General features: G+C 59.7%; 20 protein-coding genes. 13 read left to right on the top strand and 7 right to left on the bottom strand.

All coding sequences use genetic code 11. The features are described 5' to 3' along the window. Positions 1 to 34 precede the first annotated feature (34 nt). A complete protein-coding gene (locus B8P98_RS12285; protein WP_167382661.1) occupies positions 35 to 622 on the top strand; it encodes a sugar O-acetyltransferase in 588 nt (195 codons plus the stop codon). Positions 623 to 637: 15 nt separating this feature from the next. After that, on the top strand, positions 638 to 1,162 hold the full coding sequence (locus B8P98_RS12280; protein ID WP_095033067.1) for a phosphoribosyltransferase: 525 nt from the start codon (positions 638 to 640) through the stop codon (positions 1,160 to 1,162). A 454-nt stretch (positions 1,163 to 1,616) separates the two neighbouring features. Here B8P98_RS12280 and B8P98_RS12275 read toward each other — a convergent pair whose 3' ends face one another. From B8P98_RS12275 to B8P98_RS12260, 4 genes are all read right to left on the bottom strand, one after another. Next, positions 1,617 to 2,606 carry an isopenicillin N synthase family dioxygenase gene (locus B8P98_RS12275; protein WP_095033066.1) on the bottom strand — a complete coding sequence of 330 codons (990 nt, stop codon included), beginning with the start codon at positions 2,604 to 2,606 and terminating at the stop codon, positions 1,617 to 1,619. 20 nt (positions 2,607 to 2,626) lie between these two features. After that, complete coding sequence (locus tag B8P98_RS12270) at positions 2,627 to 4,045, bottom strand: amidohydrolase family protein (RefSeq protein ID WP_087805222.1); 1,419 nt, start codon at positions 4,043 to 4,045, stop codon at positions 2,627 to 2,629. Positions 4,046 to 4,056: 11 nt separating this feature from the next. Beyond that, a complete protein-coding gene (locus tag B8P98_RS12265) occupies positions 4,057 to 5,046 on the bottom strand; it encodes an ABC transporter substrate-binding protein (RefSeq protein WP_095033065.1) in 990 nt (329 codons plus the stop codon). A gap of 295 nt (positions 5,047 to 5,341) precedes the next feature. Next, positions 5,342 to 6,241, bottom strand: a complete 900-nt coding sequence (locus tag B8P98_RS12260) for a LysR family transcriptional regulator (RefSeq protein WP_025714449.1) — start codon at positions 6,239 to 6,241, stop codon at positions 5,342 to 5,344. A gap of 207 nt (positions 6,242 to 6,448) precedes the next feature. On the opposite strand from B8P98_RS12260, the gene B8P98_RS12250 reads away from it, so the two are divergent. The 11 genes from B8P98_RS12250 (at position 6,449) to B8P98_RS12200 (ending at position 15,756) form a co-directional block, all read left to right on the top strand. Beyond that, positions 6,449 to 7,417 carry a PDR/VanB family oxidoreductase gene (locus B8P98_RS12250; protein ID WP_095033636.1) on the top strand — a complete coding sequence of 323 codons (969 nt, stop codon included), beginning with the start codon at positions 6,449 to 6,451 and terminating at the stop codon, positions 7,415 to 7,417. Between the two features lie 11 nt (positions 7,418 to 7,428). Continuing rightward, positions 7,429 to 8,712: an amidohydrolase family protein gene (locus B8P98_RS12245; RefSeq protein ID WP_095033064.1), complete on the top strand. Its 1,284-nt coding sequence runs from the start codon at positions 7,429 to 7,431 to the stop codon at positions 8,710 to 8,712. Continuing rightward, a complete protein-coding gene (locus B8P98_RS12240; protein WP_002908128.1) occupies positions 8,702 to 9,181 on the top strand; it encodes a RidA family protein in 480 nt (159 codons plus the stop codon). Before B8P98_RS12245 ends, B8P98_RS12240 begins: the two co-directional genes overlap by 11 nt. Beyond that, positions 9,178 to 10,059 carry a creatininase family protein gene (locus tag B8P98_RS12235; RefSeq protein ID WP_080924293.1) on the top strand — a complete coding sequence of 294 codons (882 nt, stop codon included), beginning with the start codon at positions 9,178 to 9,180 and terminating at the stop codon, positions 10,057 to 10,059. Before B8P98_RS12240 ends, B8P98_RS12235 begins: the two co-directional genes overlap by 4 nt. Beyond that, positions 10,059 to 11,042 carry an ABC transporter substrate-binding protein gene (locus tag B8P98_RS12230; RefSeq protein ID WP_095033063.1) on the top strand — a complete coding sequence of 328 codons (984 nt, stop codon included), beginning with the start codon at positions 10,059 to 10,061 and terminating at the stop codon, positions 11,040 to 11,042. The genes B8P98_RS12235 and B8P98_RS12230 overlap by 1 nt, the downstream gene beginning before the upstream one ends. Beyond that, entirely contained in the window at positions 11,039 to 11,869 is an 831-nt protein-coding gene (locus B8P98_RS12225; RefSeq protein ID WP_004175785.1) for an ABC transporter ATP-binding protein, read from the top strand. Before B8P98_RS12230 ends, B8P98_RS12225 begins: the two co-directional genes overlap by 4 nt. Position 11,870: 1 nt before the next feature. Continuing rightward, positions 11,871 to 12,686, top strand: a complete 816-nt coding sequence (locus B8P98_RS12220; protein ID WP_004175779.1) for an ABC transporter permease — start codon at positions 11,871 to 11,873, stop codon at positions 12,684 to 12,686. A gap of 26 nt (positions 12,687 to 12,712) precedes the next feature. After that, positions 12,713 to 14,134, top strand: a complete 1,422-nt coding sequence (locus B8P98_RS12215; RefSeq protein WP_025714443.1) for an FAD-binding oxidoreductase — start codon at positions 12,713 to 12,715, stop codon at positions 14,132 to 14,134. Positions 14,135 to 14,505: 371 nt separating this feature from the next. After that, positions 14,506 to 14,982: a hypothetical protein gene (locus B8P98_RS12210; RefSeq protein ID WP_025714442.1), complete on the top strand. Its 477-nt coding sequence runs from the start codon at positions 14,506 to 14,508 to the stop codon at positions 14,980 to 14,982. 1 nt (position 14,983) lies between these two features. Further along, positions 14,984 to 15,415 (top strand): hypothetical protein, encoded by a 432-nt coding sequence (locus B8P98_RS12205; RefSeq protein ID WP_025714441.1) that lies wholly within the window; start codon positions 14,984 to 14,986, stop codon positions 15,413 to 15,415. A 41-nt stretch (positions 15,416 to 15,456) separates the two neighbouring features. Beyond that, positions 15,457 to 15,756, top strand: coding sequence for a hypothetical protein (locus B8P98_RS12200; protein WP_095033062.1), 300 nt, complete (start codon positions 15,457 to 15,459; stop codon positions 15,754 to 15,756). Between the two features lie 79 nt (positions 15,757 to 15,835). Here B8P98_RS12200 and chrA read toward each other — a convergent pair whose 3' ends face one another. The 3 genes from chrA to B8P98_RS12185 form a co-directional block, all read right to left on the bottom strand. After that, entirely contained in the window at positions 15,836 to 17,203 is a 1,368-nt protein-coding gene (gene chrA, locus B8P98_RS12195; RefSeq protein WP_025714439.1) for a chromate efflux transporter, read from the bottom strand. After that, positions 17,172 to 18,131, bottom strand: coding sequence for a chromate resistance protein ChrB domain-containing protein (locus B8P98_RS12190; RefSeq protein ID WP_025714438.1), 960 nt, complete (start codon positions 18,129 to 18,131; stop codon positions 17,172 to 17,174). Before B8P98_RS12190 ends, chrA begins: the two co-directional genes overlap by 32 nt. 148 nt (positions 18,132 to 18,279) lie before the next feature. Beyond that, positions 18,280 to 18,516, bottom strand: coding sequence for a tautomerase family protein (locus B8P98_RS12185; RefSeq protein ID WP_095033061.1), 237 nt, complete (start codon positions 18,514 to 18,516; stop codon positions 18,280 to 18,282). Positions 18,517 to 18,562: the final 46 nt, after the last annotated feature.

The following is an 18,562-nucleotide window of genomic DNA, read 5'->3' as shown; positions in this document are numbered from 1 at the left end:
CGAATACACGTTGAATACGCAGGAGACTGGATTAATGAACGAAAAATTGCCCCCCTGTGCTGACGTCGGGGTGGAGCGTATCTGTCTTAAAGATGGGGATTATTTCTTCCCTGCAGAGCCAGCTATAAAAGCAGATTCCCTGCGGACAAAATCGCTTCTTCATCGTTTTAACCACATTGACCCCGCTGAAACTGGCGCCCGCCTGCGATTGATGAAAGAACTGTTGCCTGAATGTGGAGAAGGTGTATCTGTCACCACTCCTTTTCATTGCAGCAGAGGGTATAACATCCGGGCGGGGAAGAATTTCTACTGTAATGTAGACTGCGTCATCCTGGATCTCACAGACGTTACTATCGGGGATGATGTTCAACTGGGTCCTCAGGTGAACATTTATACCGTCAGTCATCCCATCAACCCCGGACACCGGAGTACAGGGATAGAGTATGTCCAGCCGGTCACCATAGGCGACCGAGTCTGGATTGGAGGTAAATCGGTTGTTCTTCCAGGCGTAAAGATCGGCAATGATGTTGTCATCGCCGCCGGGAGTGTGGTGACCCGCGATATTCCGGACAGAGTTATAGCCGGTGGAGTGCCCGCAAGAGTGTTAAAACATATTCAGTAAAGGAGAGAAACTAAAATGAATGATTCACATATTGGAAAAATTATTCTCGATGAATCCACAATCGCGAAAGGTGTCAATCTTGTTGCGGACAGGCTTAATGCTGATTTCAGCGATGCTGTGATTATTACCGTCGTACCCGGCGGGATATTTTTTACTGCTGACTTAACGAGAAAACTGAACTTTGATGTTGCAATGGATTATATTTCCTGTCCACACACACCCGGTGAACGTAATAACGCGTCAGAAATTGTCTTCCACAACAACATTGGAATTGAGGGACGACATGTCATTGTTATCGACGACGCGATCGAATCAGGGGGGACAATGAGACGTCTTGTGGAGCATCTTAACGAAAAATATCATCCACAGTCAGTCTCGGTTGCCGTCCTTTTTGTTAAACCCGGACGTGTATCCATTCCTGCACGGTGTTATTACGCATATGAGATGGAGAATGATGATCTACTCATAGGATATGGCATGCCCTGGCAGAACAAGTTCCGCAATCTACCCTGTGTGTCTACGTTGATCAAAGACAGCTAAGCTTGCGTTGGAGCGACGTCCGCTTATGGCACAAAGCAGACGTTAACACCTACAGCATCGAGAAGCTTCAGAATGCCGCGTCAGCGGCATGGAGGTGCCAGATGAGGTTACATGTGTCTGTGGAGTCAAATGGCGCCGAAAGCCCGGCGTAGCCGGTTACCGAGCTATAAATTCGGCCCCCCTGCCCTGGTTAGCCTTAACCCACTAACAGCAATAAAGAAGTTAAGGTAATCCCTTTACCCCCGGTGAGCTGGCTTTACGGCGTTTACGACGTAAAGGGCATGATTTTCAGGGCCTTAACCAAGGTAGCTTGCTACTGACGCTTAGGGGGATGTTCTTCAGTTATTTCAACGATACCAGGGAACTTAACACGGTAGCTGAAAAGCTCAGCGCCGGATATCCTGCCGCGCGGCCAGCGAAAGCCGGCGGCAGGAATACCACGCAAGGGAGCATCCTACCCTTTGGCGAAATTGGCCTGGATCCGCTGCTGCAGATAATCCTCGGCGCTGATGGGCGGGTACTTTCTCTGCGGCCCGAGGATCTCGACATCTTTATTGGCCTGGCAGAAAAACGCCAGGCTGTAGCGCGGCCCCTGATATTCGTGCGGCAGCGGGTTTCTCACCCGGTGGAAGTTAGACGGCAGCTGGTCGTCGCTCCAGCGCATCAGCATGTCGCCGATATTGCAGGTGATGACCTCTTCCCGCGGCTCAATGCTGGTCCACTGCTGGCTTTCGCGGTCTTTACCGGGACAAACCTGCAGGCCGCCCTGGCCGGGGCGCTGGAACAGCAGCGTCAGACAGTCAAAATCGGTGTGCGCGCCGGCCCGCCACATCCCCTGCTGCGACTGCCCGGTTGCATAGTAATGCAGCATGCGTAAGGTGCTCTGGTAGCTGTCACGCTGCGGATCGTGCGCGGTGGTGAAAAACGATTCCGGAAAACCGAGCTTCAAAGCAAAGCAGGAGAGGATCTTCATCCCCAGCTGCCAGCACTGCGATTCAAACCCGAGCATCGTCTGCTGAAATGCTGGCAACTCCCGATCGCTGGGCCAGCGCCCGGCCATCAGCGGCCGGGTTATCTGATAGGACTCTTTTTGATCCGGCGTGCGGGTCGATGGCCGGACCTGCGCCTTGCTCTCCCAGCCGGCGTTGCCTGCCAGCGGATACTGGCGCTTCACCTCGTCGGGCAGGTCGAAAAACGCCTCGGTCATGCTGAAGGCCTGGCGGATCTCCGCCAGCGGAATACCGTGGTGGCTGACCTGGAAGAAGCCAATCTCCACCGCCGCCTCCCACAGTTGTTCGGCAATTTCACTTTTTCTTTCGGCAAAGTTCGACAGGTCGATACAGCGCACTTCGCGGGCGAAGGTCTCTTCACCCTGGGCGCCCATCAGCGCCTCTTTTTCCAGTTCCTGTAAGGCGTAGCGTTGATTCTGGGGGGTTGAGGTCATCGTCATTATCCTGTTATCAGTTAAACAGCGGCGCGCTGCTGGAGGGTACGGACGGCCGCCAGCGCGTCGTGGCGCATCGCGTCAAGATCGAGACCGGGAATGGCGTCATCTTCCACGATGGGGCGGCCATTGAGCAGCAGCGCCTTCAGCGCGGCGCGCCCGCCGCAGGCCACCGGCCCAATGGCCATATCATGCAGGCCGAAGTAGCGCGGATCGTCCAGCCGGTAAATGGCGAGGTCCGCCTGCATGCCGACCTGCAGAGTGCCGCTCTGCGCTAAGCCAAGGATCTGCGCCCCGCCGGCGCTGCCCCAGCGCACCACATCCTCCACCGTGGCCGCATCGGCCCCGCCCTCGAAGGTGCCCCCGGCGTAGCGCGGCTGCGCCAGCATTCCCTTGCGCGCGCGCTGCAGCAGCCATGCGGCATGGGCTTCGCTTTGCATATCCGCCGCTTCATTCGAGGCAGCGCCGTCCACTCCCAGCGAGACCGGGACCCCGGCCTGCTCCAGCGCCAGCAGATCGGCGATGCCGCTGCCCAGTCGGCCATTGCTTTGCGGGCAGTGGGCGATGCCGGTTCCGGTACGGCCCAGCAGGGCAATCTCCTCCGGCAGCAGCTTCACCAGATGGGCAAACCACACGTCATTTCCCAGCCAGTCATGCTCCGCGCAGAACTGCACCGGCGTCATGGCGAATTTCTGCCGCGCGGCGTCGAGATAATCGACGGTTTCCGATAAATGGCTGTGCAGCCGGATCCCCAGCTGACGGGCCAGCTTCGCCATCTCCCGCAGCTGGGCGCCCGGCGCGGAGTGCAGGACGGTAGTGGGCGCCATCACCACCCGACGCAGAGAACCGGGCCGGGGGTCGTGATAGCGGCTGACCAGCCGTTCGATATCCGCCATATAGCCGTCGAAGGTTTCCGGACGCAGCGCTACGGGCAGATCCTGTTCCACCGCCCGGCCCTGGGTCGCCCCACCCCGACACAGGACGATACGCATCCCCAGCGCTTCCCCTTCGCTGAAGACAATCTCCGACGTATCGAAAGGCATATCCGGCCAGTACAGGTAGTTGTGATCCGCCACGCTGGCGCAGCCCGAGCGCAGAAGCTCCACCAGACCAATGCGCACCGCCAGACGAAAAGTGTGCTCATCGAAGGCCGCGCGAAAGCGGTACGGCGTGGCGCTCAGCCAGGCCGTCAGGCTCTGGTTCAGCCCCTGCGGCTCGCCCTTCAGTAACGACTGAAAAAGATGGTGGTGTGTGTTCACCCATGCCGGATAGATCACGCAGTCGCGGGCATCGATCTGTCGCTCTTCCGGCTGCGGCGTCAGACTGCCGATGGCCGCAATCTTGCCGTCGCGGATGCGAATATCCGGCCCGGCCAGCCGCGCCGCCTCCCCCGGCAGACCGCTGAGGATGGCATGGGCATTTTTAATGATTAATGACATGGCGTCGCTCCTCAGGGTTTAACCTGCATGGCCTGGACAAATTCGGTGGTGTAGGCCTGTTTCCAGTCGGTGGTCACCGCCAGCAGACCGGCGCTGACCATAAAGTCGCGGGTCTTCTGCCAGCGCGCGTCGGTCATCGTCCCCCAGCCCTGGCTGGCGGCATCCCCGCCGTCGATCAGATGATGCTCACGGATCTGGGTCACGCCCCAGGCGAGCAGATCGTCGGTCATTTTCGGGTTGTCCTGCTTAATCAACGCATTTCCCGGCGCCGGATCCTTGAGATAGCTCACCCAACCCTCCATTGAGGCACGGACGAACTTCGCCATCGCCCCTTTACGCTCGGCGATGGTGTCCGGGCGGGCGATGAGAATGCCGCCGTAGGGAGGATAACCATGCTCAGAAAACAGGAAGAAGTTCGCCTTCACCCCGGCCTTCTGCACCTGAAACACCTCGGAGCTGACATAAGCCTGCTGGGCGACGGCGTCGTCGACGACAAAGGGTTGAATATTGAAGGTATAGGGGCGAACCTGCGCATCGCTCAGCTGGTATTGCGCCTTCAGCCACGGCCACCACGTCGCCTGACCGGAGCTGGAGACCAGCAGGGTTTTGTCTTTCAGCCCCTGCAGGGAGGTGACATCGGCGTGGGTCAACAGCCCCTGGGGATCGTACTGAAAGGGCGCGGCAATAGCTTTTGCCTGGAAGCCGCGCTGAATGCCTTCCAGCAGCTGCAGGTCGTAACCGATGATCACATCGGCCCGCTTCGACAACAGCAACTGCATGCCGTTGACCTGGGGGCCACCGGAGCGGATCTCGACGTCGAGACCGTATTTTTTGTACAGCCCGGAGGCCTGGGCCTGATAATAACCCCCCTGCTCCGCCTGGGCGTACCAGGAGGTCAGCAGAACGATTTTCTCCTCGGCCTGAACGGCCAGCGAGACACCGCCGAGAGCCATCAGGCCCAGCCAGCGTAAGCCCCGGGGAAGGCGTGCATGACTTTTCATTATCCCTCTCCTCTTCATGCCGGGAGAGGGGCGAGCAAACCACGGCTCAGCCTCCCATCCCGGTCAACATTGAACCGCGACATGGTGACTGAGCAATGTCCCGTATGGATAACCCGTACTGACCGCTTCTACTCACACTCAGTTATACAAAAACAATGCCAGATTTGATCGCCCGCGAACTACCGCGAGAAATCGCCTGCGCCGCCGCCCTTGGGTATGCAACCTTTGATTCATGCACACCAAAAACGCACCACAATGGTGCGTTAATGAATGATTTTAGTGCCTGCCCGGTCGCTCACAGCTGGCTGAAGAGCATCTCCAGCTGGTTCAGCATCATCGAGGCGGCGAGGGAAAGCTGGCGGGCGGGCGAGACGCACAGCGCCAGCGTGAAAGGTTTAAGCTGCGGATCGGTTAGCGGCACAAACGCCAGCTGGCCGGACTCGATCTCATCGAGAATATCCAGCCGGCACAGGATGCCGATGCCCATCTGCTCTTTGATCAGGGTGCGGATCATGTGAATGTTATTCGACACCGCCACCTCCTTCACCTCGTTGCCGCTGATATTCACCAGCGCCGCCACCGGCTCGCTGATCATCAACGGGACGGATGGCAGAATAAACGGGTAGTCGAGGCACTGACTAAAGCGCACCGCGCTGCGGCTGGCCAGCGGATGGCCGGTGGGCACCACAATACCCATATTCATCTCGGCAAACGCCCGCACCTGCAGTTCGCGGGAAGTCTGGGGATTGAGCATGATGCCGAAATCCGCCTCGCCGGAGATCAGCGCCTGCTGAATGTGGATATTGTTGATGGTGGTCAATGTAAAAGAGATGTTGGGATAATGTTTATGCACCTCTTTGAGCATCGTCGAAAAAAAATGCCGGTTAATAGCATCGATGGTAGCGATGCGCACATGCCCCCGCCGCAACCCGCGCAGGTCATCCAGCTGTTCGCAGACCCGGGTAAAGTCCTTTTTCCAGTTATTGGCCGCGTGCAGGAGCAGCTCCCCGGCGGCGGTCAGCCGCAGCCCGGTGGGGTGGCGCTCGAAGAGCGGCATCGCCAGCTCCTGTTCCACGCGCAAAATCTGCCGATCGATGGAAGACGCCGACACATGCAGCGCCTCTGACGCTTTACGAAACGATCCCTGACGGGCCACTTCGGTGAAATAGAGCAGAAATCGGGAGAAGGCAAACATGGTATGGGTGCTCTCTTTTTTGCAACGGGTTGTGCGAATCAAAGCTCTGGACGCAACAGTTTTATCACAATACCGTAGCATTCATAGCGGAGAAACGATCGTTTCACCCATTTTCTTGCACGCCGGACAGTTCACCGCGAAGGGGAGTTATCTCTTCGCCGCCCCTGGCCGCCCTGCAGACAGCGGAATGAGGGAGAGTAAATGGTAATGCACAGCCACGATCTTATTTCGGTCTCGGTCGGGGAAATACGTCCCAATGGTGAGGGAAACCTATCCATAATATTGCAGGCGGCGGCCGGGGAAATATTACCGGCCTGCTCCGCCGGGGCGCATATCGATATTATTATTCCCGGCGTTGGCCCCCGGCAGTATTCCCTGTGCGGCATGCCTGACCGCAGTAATACTTATGAAGTTTGCGTCAGGCTGACTGACACCTCCACCGGCGGCTCACGCTATTTGCACCAGCAGCTCAAAGCCGGCGATCGGCTCGCCATTTCGCCGCCGCGTAACCATTTTCCCCTGCCGCAGGCCGGGCGCTACCTGCTGTTTGCCGGCGGTATCGGCATCACGCCGTTGCTGGCGATGGCTGAAGCGATTGCCGCCAGAAAGGGGGCGCTGGAGCTGCATTATTATGTCGCCAGCGCGCGCCAGACGGCCTTCTCCCCGCGCCTGACCCAGCTGGCTGCGGGCGGCACCGTGGCGATCCACTGTAGCGAGGAAGGCGCGTCGTTTCGCCAGCGGATCCCCGCCTGCTTAACCACGCCCGATCCTGATACCGCAGTGGTCGCCTGCGGCCCGGAGGGGTTTATTCAGCGACTGCAGTCGGTCATGGAGGAATATTGCTGGTCGCCGTCGCAATTCGTCTTCGAGCGTTTTACTCCCGCGGCGGAAAATAATACCGCGGCGAAAAATGCTTTTTATATTGAGCTGGCCTCCAGCGGCCAGCGTCTGCAGGTCGCCGCGGATCAAACGATTGCTCAGGTATTACAGCACGCCGGGGTGGAGGTGATGCTCTCCTGCGAACAGGGAATGTGCGGCTCCTGTATTACCGGGGTCCTCGACGGGATCCCCGAACACCGGGACAGCGTGCTGACGGCGGAAGAGAAAGCCGGCAACGACCAGATCACGCTCTGCTGTTCGCGGGCGAAATCCCCGGGTCTGGTTTTGGATCTGTGAGGAGACTGACGATGACGTTCCCCTCCTCTTCCTCGCCGCTCGCCGGCATCAGCCGCGCCCGCCTCCCGGCCTGGGCGCTGCCCGACGGCTGGCCGACGCAGGCCAATGGCGAACCGCTGCTGGCGGACCTGGCCTTTCGCGACTGTCGGATTGCCGCACTGACCCCGACCGACCAGCCGGTTCCCGGCCTGTGGGACCTGGCGGGGGCCCTGACGCTCCCCGGCCTGGTGGAACCTCATGCCCATCTGGACAAGACCTTTACCATTGAACGCTGCCGTCCGGCGCAGGCCGGGCTGCTGGCGGCGATCCACGCCATGCACGAGGATCGCCGGCACTGGACCAGAGCGGATATTCAACGTAGGGCGTCCGCCGCGCTGGCCCGGGCGGCAGCAAATGGCGTGACCCATTTGCGCAGCCATATCGACTGGTTTACCGCCGACGCACCGGACGTCTGGCAGGAGATCGCCCGCCTCGATACCGGCGGCATCACCCTGGAGCGAGTGGCGCTGGTCCCGCTGACCCTGTTTCGCGATCCGGCAGACGCCGGGGCCATTGCCCGAACGGTCGCCAACAGCGGGGAGCGCTGCCTGCTGGGCGGCTTTATCCACTCCTCCAACTGGGACGCCGCCGCCATGGCAAACCTGCTGGATAGCGCCGCCCGCTGGGATCTGGATCTGGATTTGCATATCGATGAGGAGCTCCGCGAGGTGTCTCAGGGGATGGCCTGGCTGGCGGACCATCTCTCCCGCCACCCTTTTCCCGGGCATATCTGCTGCAGCCACGGCTGCGCGCTGGCCGCCGGCAGCGACGAACAGGCGGTGCCGATCCTGCGCCAGCTGGCGGCGCACGGCGTCACCCTTATCGCTCTGCCGATGACCAACCTGCTGCTGCAGGATGCGACATTCGGCCGCACGCCGCGCCAGCGGGGGATCACCCTGCTGCACGAGGCGCAGGCCGCCGGCGTGGCCACCCTGCTCGGCTGTGACAACGTTCAGGATGCCTTCTGCCCGGCGGGCAGCTATGACCCGCTGGACACCCTGGCCTGCGGCCTGTTCAGCGCCCAGCTCAGCGACCTGTTTGACCGGCAGTCGCGGCTGATCTGCGATCGCGCGGCGTTAACCGGTTCGCCGGCAGACGCGGCGCCCTTTGCCGTCGGCGCGGCGGCCAGCGTGGTGATTTTCCCGGGTAGCGACCGTTTTACCTGGCCTTTAAACAGCGCCGCCCGTCTGGTGGTTAACCACGGCAGATTAACCCACCGGCGCGTGTGGCAAGAGGAGATGGCACATGAGTCTTGAAGCAGGCGCGGGGGCACCGCTGGCGCGGTATGCCGCCTGGCGCAGAGCCGGCGATTTTATCTTTCTCTCGGGCATTATTCCGGTCAATCCCCTGACCGGCACCATCGTCAACGGCTTTCAGGATGTGCCTGAGCCGGTGCGGGAGCTGCTGGGGGCGACCGGCGAATTTTCGACCGACGCGAAACAGGGCCCGATCCTCGCCCAGAGCTGGTACGTACTGGAAAGCATCCGCCGCACCGTGGCGTCCGCGGGAGGGCAGATGAGCGACGTTATCAAGCTGGTGCAGTACTTTCGCAACCTTGACCATTTTCCCTATTACAGCCGGGTCAGAAAGCTGTTTTATCCCGACCAGCCGCCCGTTTCCACCGTGGTGCAGGTCAGCGAAATGCTGCCCGACGCCACGGTACTGATTGAAGTTGAAGCGACCGTCTGGTTACCCCCGTCATTTAACTCCGAGGCTCCGCGATGATTAACGGTTACATTCCTGCCGCGCGCTTTCTCCCTTTTCTGAGCTGGACGGACGTTGCCGCCCTGCCGGATAAAAGCAATACGGTTATCGTCCTCCCCACTGGAGCGATAGAACAGCACGGCCCGCATCTGCCCTGCTCGGTGGACAGCGTGATATCTTCAGGCGTGGCGGGCCATGCCCTTGCCCGGCTGCCGGCGGCGATCCCGGCCTACGCCATCCCGCCGATCGTCTACGGTAAGTCCGAGGAGCATCTGCATTTTCCCGGCACCCTGACCCTCAGCGGCGATACGCTGCTGCATACCGTGCTGGAGATCGCCGAATCCCTCTATCGGGCCGGTTTTCGCAAGCTGCTGATGATCAACGGCCACGGCGGCCAGCCGCAGATCCTGCAGATCGCCTGCCGGGAAATGCGCCTGCGCCACGGGGATTTCATCGCCATCCCCCACGACGTGTTCAACGTGCCCAACTGCGAAAAGCAGTTTCTCAGCCCGCATGAACAGCGGATGGCGATGCACGCCGGGCATAGCGAAACGGCGCTGATGCTGGCGCTGGCGCCGGAGTGCGTTCATATGGAGCGGGCGGTCGCCAACTTCCCGCCGGAATTTCCCTGCCCGACCCTGTCAAAAGGCCGCCCGGCGGCGGCGTGGGCCTCCTATGACTTTGGCCCCAGCGGGGTGATTGGCGACCCGACCCCGGCGACGCGGGAGCAAGGCGAAGGGCTTCTCGACTCCCTCGCCGCCAGCTGGGCGCAGGCGATCATTGAGATCCACCGCATGGCCTGGGTCGAACGTCGCGAACCGACCTGGGGCAAACAGCACTGGCACGGCTTTGTGCAGTCTCTACCCCCCTCTTTCGTTGCTGGATCCAAGGAGCCCTGATGAATACCAGACCGACGCCCGTTTTTACCCTGCTGACCGTGGCCGCCCTCGCCACCTCAGCCTCCTGCTTCGCGGCGGAGAAGTTTACGTTTCTCACCAACTGGTATGCCCAGGCCGAGCACGGCGGGTTTTACCAGGCCCAGGCCACCGGGCTGTATCAGCACGCCGGTCTCGATGTCGAGATTAAAATGGGCGGCCCGCAGATCAACGTCATGCAGTTGATGGCGGCCGGCCAGGCGGACTGTACCCTTGGCGACAACGGTCAGGCGCTGGAGACCTGGCAGGCCGGGGTGCATGCGGTGACCGTCGCTACCGTGTTCCAGCACTCGCCGACGGTCTTTATCACTCATAACAAAGTGGAGAACCCGGCGGAGCTTAAAGACAAAACCTTCCTGCTCGCCACCGAGGCCTATACCTCTTTCTGGCCGTGGGCGAAGAGCGAGCTGGGTCTGGCTGGCAGCAAAGTGCGCCCCTATACCTTTAACGTCCAGCCGTTCCTCGCCGATAAAAATCTGGTGCAGCAGGGCTACGTGACCTCCGAGCCGTTCTCCGTCGCCAAAGGCGGACAGCCGTTCTATGTCTATCCGCTCAGCGACTGGGGCTACCCGCCCTACGGCAACTCGATTATCTGTATGGCCGACACCATCCGCAAACGTCCGGCGGCGGTGGCGGCCTTCGTCAAAGCCTCTATGGAGGGCTGGAAAAGCTACCTGCAGGATCCCGCCCCCGGCAACAGCCTGATCGGTAAAGCAAATCCGCAAATGAGCGCCGAGCAGATCGCCTTTGGTATTGCCCAGATGAAGCAGTACCAGCTGGTGACCGGCGGCGATGCTAAGACCGGCGGCATCGGCATCATCACCGAGCCGCGGCTGAAGAAAACCTGGGACATGCTGGTGAAAAACAAACTGATCGACGCCAGCAAGGTGCCGTTTGAGCAGACTTACACCCTGGAGATGGTCAAAGACGCCGGAGTGATGCCATGAATACCGCCCCGAAACTGACCGTGATGAGCGACACCCGCTTTACGCCCGCCTCTGCCACCCCGGCCATTGAGGTGCTGTCGGCGGAGAAGATCTACAGTAACGGTACCCGGGCGCTGCTGCCCGTCAACCTGACCATCAATCAGGGGGAGTTTATTACCCTGCTCGGCCCGTCCGGCTGCGGGAAGAGTACGCTGCTGAAGATGGTCGCCGGCCTGGTGGAGCCCAGCGACGGCAAGCTGATGCTGTGGCGGCGCGACAGCCGGGAAAAAGCCCAGCATCCGCTCTCGTTCGTCTTCCAGGAAGCCACCCTGATGCCGTGGAGCAGCGTGCGCAATAACGTCAGGCTGCCGCTGGATCTGGCCGGCGTGCCGCGGGCGGAAGGTAATACCCGGGTGAGTGAAGTCCTTGAGCTGGTGGGGCTGGGCAAATTCGCCGACGTCCTGCCGCGCGAACTCTCCGGCGGCATGCAAATGCGCGTCTCCATCGCCCGCGGCCTGGTCACCCGGCCAAAGCTGCTGCTGATGGATGAGCCCTTCGGCGCGCTCGATGAAATCACGCGTAATAAACTCGACAGCGACCTGCTGCGTCTCTGGCAGGAGCAGAACCTGACGGTGGTGTTCGTCACCCACTCGATCCATGAAGCGGTGTTTCTCTCACAGCGGGTGATCATGATGGCGGCCCGTCCCGGACGGGTGGTGGAAGATATTGCCATCCGCGAGCCGTTCCCGCGCAGCGAGGCGTTCCGCGTCAGTCCGGCCTTTTCCCTGTATGCCCGTCAGCTGCAGGACAGTCTGTTGCAGGCCAGTCAGTCCGGTATGGAGTCATAATATGAAAAACACAACCTCAACGCCGTGGGTCCAGCATCCGCGTTTTCTCAAAATTCTCTATCCGACCCTCGTCGCGGTGGCGGTGGTGCTTCTGTGGCAGGGCGCGGTGAGCTATTTCCGCATCCCGGCCTTTCTGGTGCCGTCGCCGCTGGTGATGCTGGAGAGCCTGTGGACGCATCTCACGCCGCTGCTGCTGGCGCTGCTGTTCACCCTCAAGATCACCCTGATCTCGTTTCTGCTGTCGATTGTCATCGGCGCCGCGGTGGCGTTTATCCTGGTGCAGAACCGCTTTGTGGAAACCGCCCTGTTTCCCTACATCGTGTTTTTGCAGGTGACGCCGATCGTCGCCATCGCCCCGCTGATCATCATCTGGGTGAAGGATGCCACGCTCTCGCTGGTGGTGTGCGCCACCCTGATGGCGGTCTTCCCCATCATCTCCAATACCACTCAGGGCCTGCGCAGCGTCTCCCCCGGCCTGCTGAGCTATTTTCGCCTCAATCACGCCAGCCGCTGGCAAACCCTGGTGCGGCTGCGTATCCCTTCGGCGCTGCCCTATTTCTTCGGCGCGCTGCGTATTTCCAGCGGGCTGTCGCTGATTGGCGCGGTGGTGGCGGAGTTTGTCGCCGGGACCGGCGGGACCAATACCGGTCTGGCCTATCAGATCCTGCAGGCTGGCTACCAGCTGGATATTCCGCTGATGTTTGCCGCGCTGCTGCTGATCTCTCTCGCCGGGATCGCGCTGTTTGGCGTGATGTCCTGGGTTTCGCGCCGGGCGCTCAGCGCCTGGCATGAAAGCGAAGCCGTGCAATCTCATTAATGTTTTGCTGACGAACAGGAAGAAAAATGATGACTGATGAGCAGCGTCAACACGCGGTCGCGGCGATCCAGCAGGCACTCCCGATGCTGGAGTGGACCTTACAGCCGGCGAAGATCAAACGGCTTTCCCGCGATTTTCACTGGTTCAGTCCGCTACTCACTGAGCAACTGGCGGGGAAACAGGCGGACGCGGTGGTTCGCCCACGCGACGAAGAGGAGCTGCGCCAGCTGGTCGCCGCCTGCGCGCAGCACCAGCTGCCGCTGACCCTGCGCGGCAGCGCCACCGGCAACTATGGCCAACTGGTCCCCCTCGAAGGCGGGCTGCTGGTCGATATGACCGGACTCAACCAGATCGTCGCCCTCGGCAACGGCACGGTACGCGCCCAGGCCGGCATTCGTCTGGCAGACATCGAAACCGCCGCCCGCCCAACGGGCTGGGAGCTGCGCTGTATGCCGTCAACCTACCGCCTGGCAAGCCTGGGCGGCCTCTACGGCGGCGGGTTCGGTGGCATCGGCTCCATCAACTATGGGCCGCTGGCGGCGCCCGGCAATGTGCTCAGCGTCAAAGTGATGACCGTCGAGCCGGTCCCCCGCATACTGACCATCCCGGCTCCCGAAGCGCTGCTACTGCATCACGCCTACGGCACCAACGGCATCATTCTGGAGGTTGAGCTGGCGCTGGCGCCCGTGCACCAGTGGATTGAACGTCTGGACGTGTTTGACGATTTCGCTGATGCGCTGAACTATGCCAACGCCTGCGTCCGCTCGCCGGGGCTGGTGAAACGTCAGGTCGCGCTGCTGGCCACGCCGATCGCCGACTATTTTAGCCACCTCAAGGATCGTTACCGCACCGGGCAGCATGCGGTTATCAGCCTGATCGCCGAGGAGAGCGAAGGACTCTGCGCCAGCCTGTTACAGCGCCATCGCGGGAGCAACGCCATCCGTCAGGCCAGCGACGAGGCCCGGACGCAAAACGCCTCGTTAATGGAATACTGCTGGAACCACACCACCCTGCATGCGCTCAAGGTGGACAATACGCTGACTTATCTGCAGACGGCGTTTGATCCGCTGCGCTATCCGCAGCAAATTTTACAGATGGAGCAGCACTTCGCCGGGGAGGTGATTTCCCATATTGAGTTTCTGCGCGATAGCGAGGGCAATCTCACCGCCAGCGGTCTGCAGCTGGTGCGCTATACCACACCCGCGCGGCTCAACGCCATCATGCAGATATTTCGCGACAACGACGTCAAGATTAACAATCCCCACGTACTGCAGGTTGAGGACGGCAAACAGGGCGAGATCCGTCCTGACGTCGTGGCGGTGAAACAGTCTCTCGACCCGGCGGGATTGCTTAACCCCGGCAAGCTGCGCGGCTGGGCGCTGCGCGACCAGCTGGAGCTGGACAGCAACCCGCTGGCACTGGCCACCCGCGAAACCCCCACGACCTGAGCGTCCCATTCCGGGGTACGCTAACCGGTCGCTGGCCCGCATCTCTTCCTCCTGCCCGCGCGGCGAGTTTTTTTACGCCACTCATTCATATGAATGAGTGGCGTGTCGGTTTCCTCCGTTATACTCATCAAAAAAGCGACGATATATTTATTATCGCGAGTCAGTTTTCGTGCCGAATTAAATAGTTATTCCGAACACGCTCTGGCGTATTTTTATTTCGCGCCGTCATTTTATTACAACTTATCAATTACTGGCCTGAACGACGAAAATTGACCGTAAAATTAGTCGACATGAATTTTCTACTGTGAATTAAACACATGATAAAAACATTGTGATTTATTTCCCTTCAACACAGCAAGAGTGAGGATAATATGAGCGATGCCATTTCTTCGCAACTTGAAAACATCATTACGATGCTGATCGCCATCAGTATCGCCTCGGAAAGACTGGTAGAGATTATCAAAGGGTATTTTCCCTGGCTCAATCTGGAAAAACAGGATCCGGTCATCGAAGGACGGCGCAAATCTGCCCTGCAGCTGTTAGCGGTAGCTGCTGGTATTGTGACGGCGTTTTTGACCCAACCTTTTGTCGCCGGCAGTTTCTCGGCCATTAAACATCCGGACCTGATGACATTATGCATTGGCCTGATGGCGAGCGGTGGATCGGCGCTCTGGAACGTCATTCTTAATTATCTGTTGCAAGTGAAAAACCTGAAAAAGGAACAAGTCAGCAGCGCGAAAGCGGCTCCTGTCGCCGATCCTGTTCCCCCCTCTCCGGTTTATCAGGACGTGGTTCCTGGCGCAGAGCCGGTCAGCTCAAATCCCTGTTTTAATCCGGAGGGTAAATAACATGGTATGGCGGGTCGCAAAGAGTCTGCTGATACTCAGAGATCAGATTGATCAATTCGCGCCACATCGCAACACGGACAGCGATGGCACCATTGGCGATGAACATCATGCTCACACCAACTCGGATCATAATCCGCAGGTGATGGATGGCAATATTGGTGTGGTAACGGCTATCGATATTACACACGATCCTTATCACGGGTGTAATGCTCAGGCGATTGTCGATGCGCTGGTCGAGAGCAAAGACAAACGAATTAAATATATTATCTGGAACAAACGGATCATTAGCGCTTCTGTCCAGCCATGGATATGGCGGGATTATCATGGCGCCAGCCCGCACGATAAACATTTCCACTTATCCGTGGTGCCGGTGAAAGCGCTGTACGATTACACCTTACCGTGGCTTTTGTTTAAGCCACAAACCGGGAAGTAAAAACGAGTTAATTCTCTTTCTCCTGTTACTACGAGGCTAACATGACTCAACACACTGATATTGAGAAAATAAAAGCGGCACTCAACGCCATCGAAGAACTCGAACAGATTGCCCGTTCAACGCAGCCAGCCGATATTAAAAATTTTTGCGTGGAATATAACAAAGCATGGAAAAAGAAAGTGGATGCCGCACTGGCGCTGCTTGACGGATCTACGGGCGCACTGCTTGTTCAGTTAGTTCCGCACTTACCCATGCTACTTATGATTATTAAGATGCTTAAAGAAGGCGTTGAACAATATTGTCAACTGCATCTCGCGGTGGAGCCTCCCATCTATAAATAAATTTCCTCCATCCGGCCAGGGCCTGCCCGGGCACTGGCCTCTCCCCCATCGGTGTACGTCTCTCAGCCCAACGCCGACCTTATCCTGCGCCGGACAGTCCCGCCATATGGACGATAAGCCCTACCGCGGCGGCGGCGGCCAGCACCCAGGTCAACTTCCACTTATAGCGAAACAGCAGCCCGGCGGCGCCCAGGGCTATGGCTGCGGACCACGGGTCGAAACCGGATGGTCCCCAGACGCTATGCCAGATAAAAAACAGCGCCAGATTCAGGATAACGCCCACCACCGCGGCGGTGATGGCGGTCAACGGCGCGGTGAATCCCACCTTATTATGGGTCGTTTCAATAAACGGCCCGCCGGCGAGAATAAAGATAAACGAGGGTAAAAAAGTAAACCAAGTCACCAGGCACGCCGCCGCGATGCCCCCCAGCAGCACATCATCAACGCCCAACACCGCTTTGGTGTAGCCGCCGACAAACCCGACAAAAGTCACCACCATGATCAACGGTCCGGGGGTCGATTCCCCAAGGGCGAGGCCGTCCATCATCTGCCCTGCCGTCAGCCAGCCGAAGTGGGTCACCGCCCCCTGATAAACATAGGGCAGGACGGCATATGCCCCGCCAAAGGTCATCAGCGCGGCTTTGGTAAAGAACCAGCTCATCTGGGTCAGCGGATGCGCCCAGCCCAGCATCAGCGTCAGGGCGGCCATCGGCACCAGCCACAGCAGCAACCCGGCGATCAGCACCCGGGAGGTACGCCGCCAGCTGAACAGGGCGTGGGCCGGGATCGGCGTCGTGTCATCAATAATGGCGGCCCCGCCAGGGTGACTCGGAGCACGATGGGCGTCCGCTTTGCCGAATGTTGCCGGCGCCAGCCGTCCGCCGATAAAGCCGACGATCGCGGCGGCGAGGACAATCAGCGGAAAGGGAACGTTCAGCGCAAAAATAGCGACAAAGGCAGCAGCGGCGATAGCCCAGTAGGCGCCATTTTTCAGCGCCCGCGAGCCAATGCGGTGCGCCGCCTGCAGCACGATTGCCGCCACGGCAGGCTTGATGCCATAAAAAATCCCCGCCACCACCGCGACATCCCCCCAGACGAGGTAGATCCACGCCAGGGCGATGAGTAACACCAGCGAGGGCAAAATAAACAGCACCCCGGCGATGACGCCTCCCCAGGTTTTATGCATCAGCCAGCCGATGTAGGTGGCCAGCTGCTGGGCCTCCGGGCCGGGCAGGACCATACAAAAATTGAGCGCATGCAGGAATCGCCCTTCCGATATCCAGCGTCGGTTATCCACCAGCTCCTGGTGCATCATGGCGATCTGCCCGGCAGGCCCGCCGAAGCTGATAAACCCAAGCTTCAGCCAGAAGCGAAAAGCCTGCCAGAAGGAGACGGAAGCGACGACGGAAGGAGTGTCAGTCTGCGGAAGAACGACCGTTTTGCTCATGGTTGCCAGACCTCATTTCACAGGACCTCAGTAAGCCGTCGAACAGCGAGCAGGCTGCCGCCAGCAGTTGGTCATCGTCCGTAATGGTTTCCCGCAGCCCTGCAAGAATGCTTTCCACCCCCGCCGCCTCCGGGGTCGGTACCCCACCGACGTCCAGGAAGTGGATCAGCCGCGCCAGGCTGTCGGGGATCGCGGCTTCCAGCGCAAAGCGGTGGACCAGTACTTCAAAAGTCACCCGCGTGCCGACGTGGCTGAACGGCGCGCCGTCAAAATCAAAGCCGACCGCCGTCGCCGGGCAGGTCTCGGGGGCGGCCAGCCACAGGAACCGCGCCTCGTGGTCGATAAAGCGCCGGATAAGCCAGGCGCTGGCCAGACGATCGACCCACGGCCGTCGGCGCGTGGCCCACTGCCGGCCGCGAAAGGCTTCTCTGTCCAGCAGGCTCAGTTCGCCCGCTACCGCCTGCGGCTCGTCCGGCGATAATCGCTGATTTATCGCCTGCTCAACGACGGCCAGTCGCTCAGCGGTTTGCTCCCGGGCGGCCCCCGGGAAGAAATCAATGGCCTCAATTCGCCGGTAATCACGCTGAATTTTACGCAGCTGTTTGAGCTGAGCCGCCAGTTCGTCGGCGGATAACGCCCTCTGCAGCGCCTGCAGATCCTGCAACAGCGCGCCGTACTGTTCGCGGCGATCGAAGAGCGGCCTGAGCATCTCTTCTTCCGCTGACTCAATCGTAAACACATGCCCGGTCCCCCCTTCCGCGCGGATCGCCTCGCAGGTGCTGAGGAAGGTCTCATGGCCCTGGCGCACGTCGGGCAGCAGATAGACCCCGTCGCGCAGGACTGCTGCCCCACTCTGCTTCAGGGTTCGCCAGACACGCATGCGCAGCGTGGCTTGCGACGTTGTCAGGTTAAGTATCAGGAGATGCATTGTCATGGTGTAGAGATTACTACAGCATGTAGCGTATGTGACGTTTTTACGCGCTGTAGCTTAGATGAAGTTCAGTAAAGCAAAGCCGAAAAGCGCAAATGGCGGCCCGTCTGGCGAGCCGCCATTTGCGGCCCGGTTTTTCCACGGATCAGTCGCGCCCCGCGGCGGCAAATTTCGCCGCAATCATCGCGGCCGTCGGCTGTACGCCCCCCAGACTCCACTGCTCCGGGTCATGTTCGTCAATGCGGATCCACACCGACTGGCGGAACTGCGGATCGCCCTGCCCCTCAATCTCCACCAGCAGATCGGTCATCCGTCGCAGCAGCTCACTTTTCTGTTCCGCCGTCATGATCCCTTTAATGGTTTGCACGTTAACAAATGGCACGCTATGCTCCTTAGCATCTAAGTCTAAAATTCAAACTCAGAGTAGA

Source organism: Klebsiella quasivariicola (genome assembly GCF_002269255.1).
In the GTDB taxonomy this organism is placed as follows: Bacteria; Pseudomonadota; Gammaproteobacteria; order Enterobacterales; family Enterobacteriaceae; genus Klebsiella; species Klebsiella quasivariicola.
The sequence above is the reverse complement of the archived record's forward strand: the minus strand, read 5'-3'. Positions and strand labels throughout refer to the sequence as shown.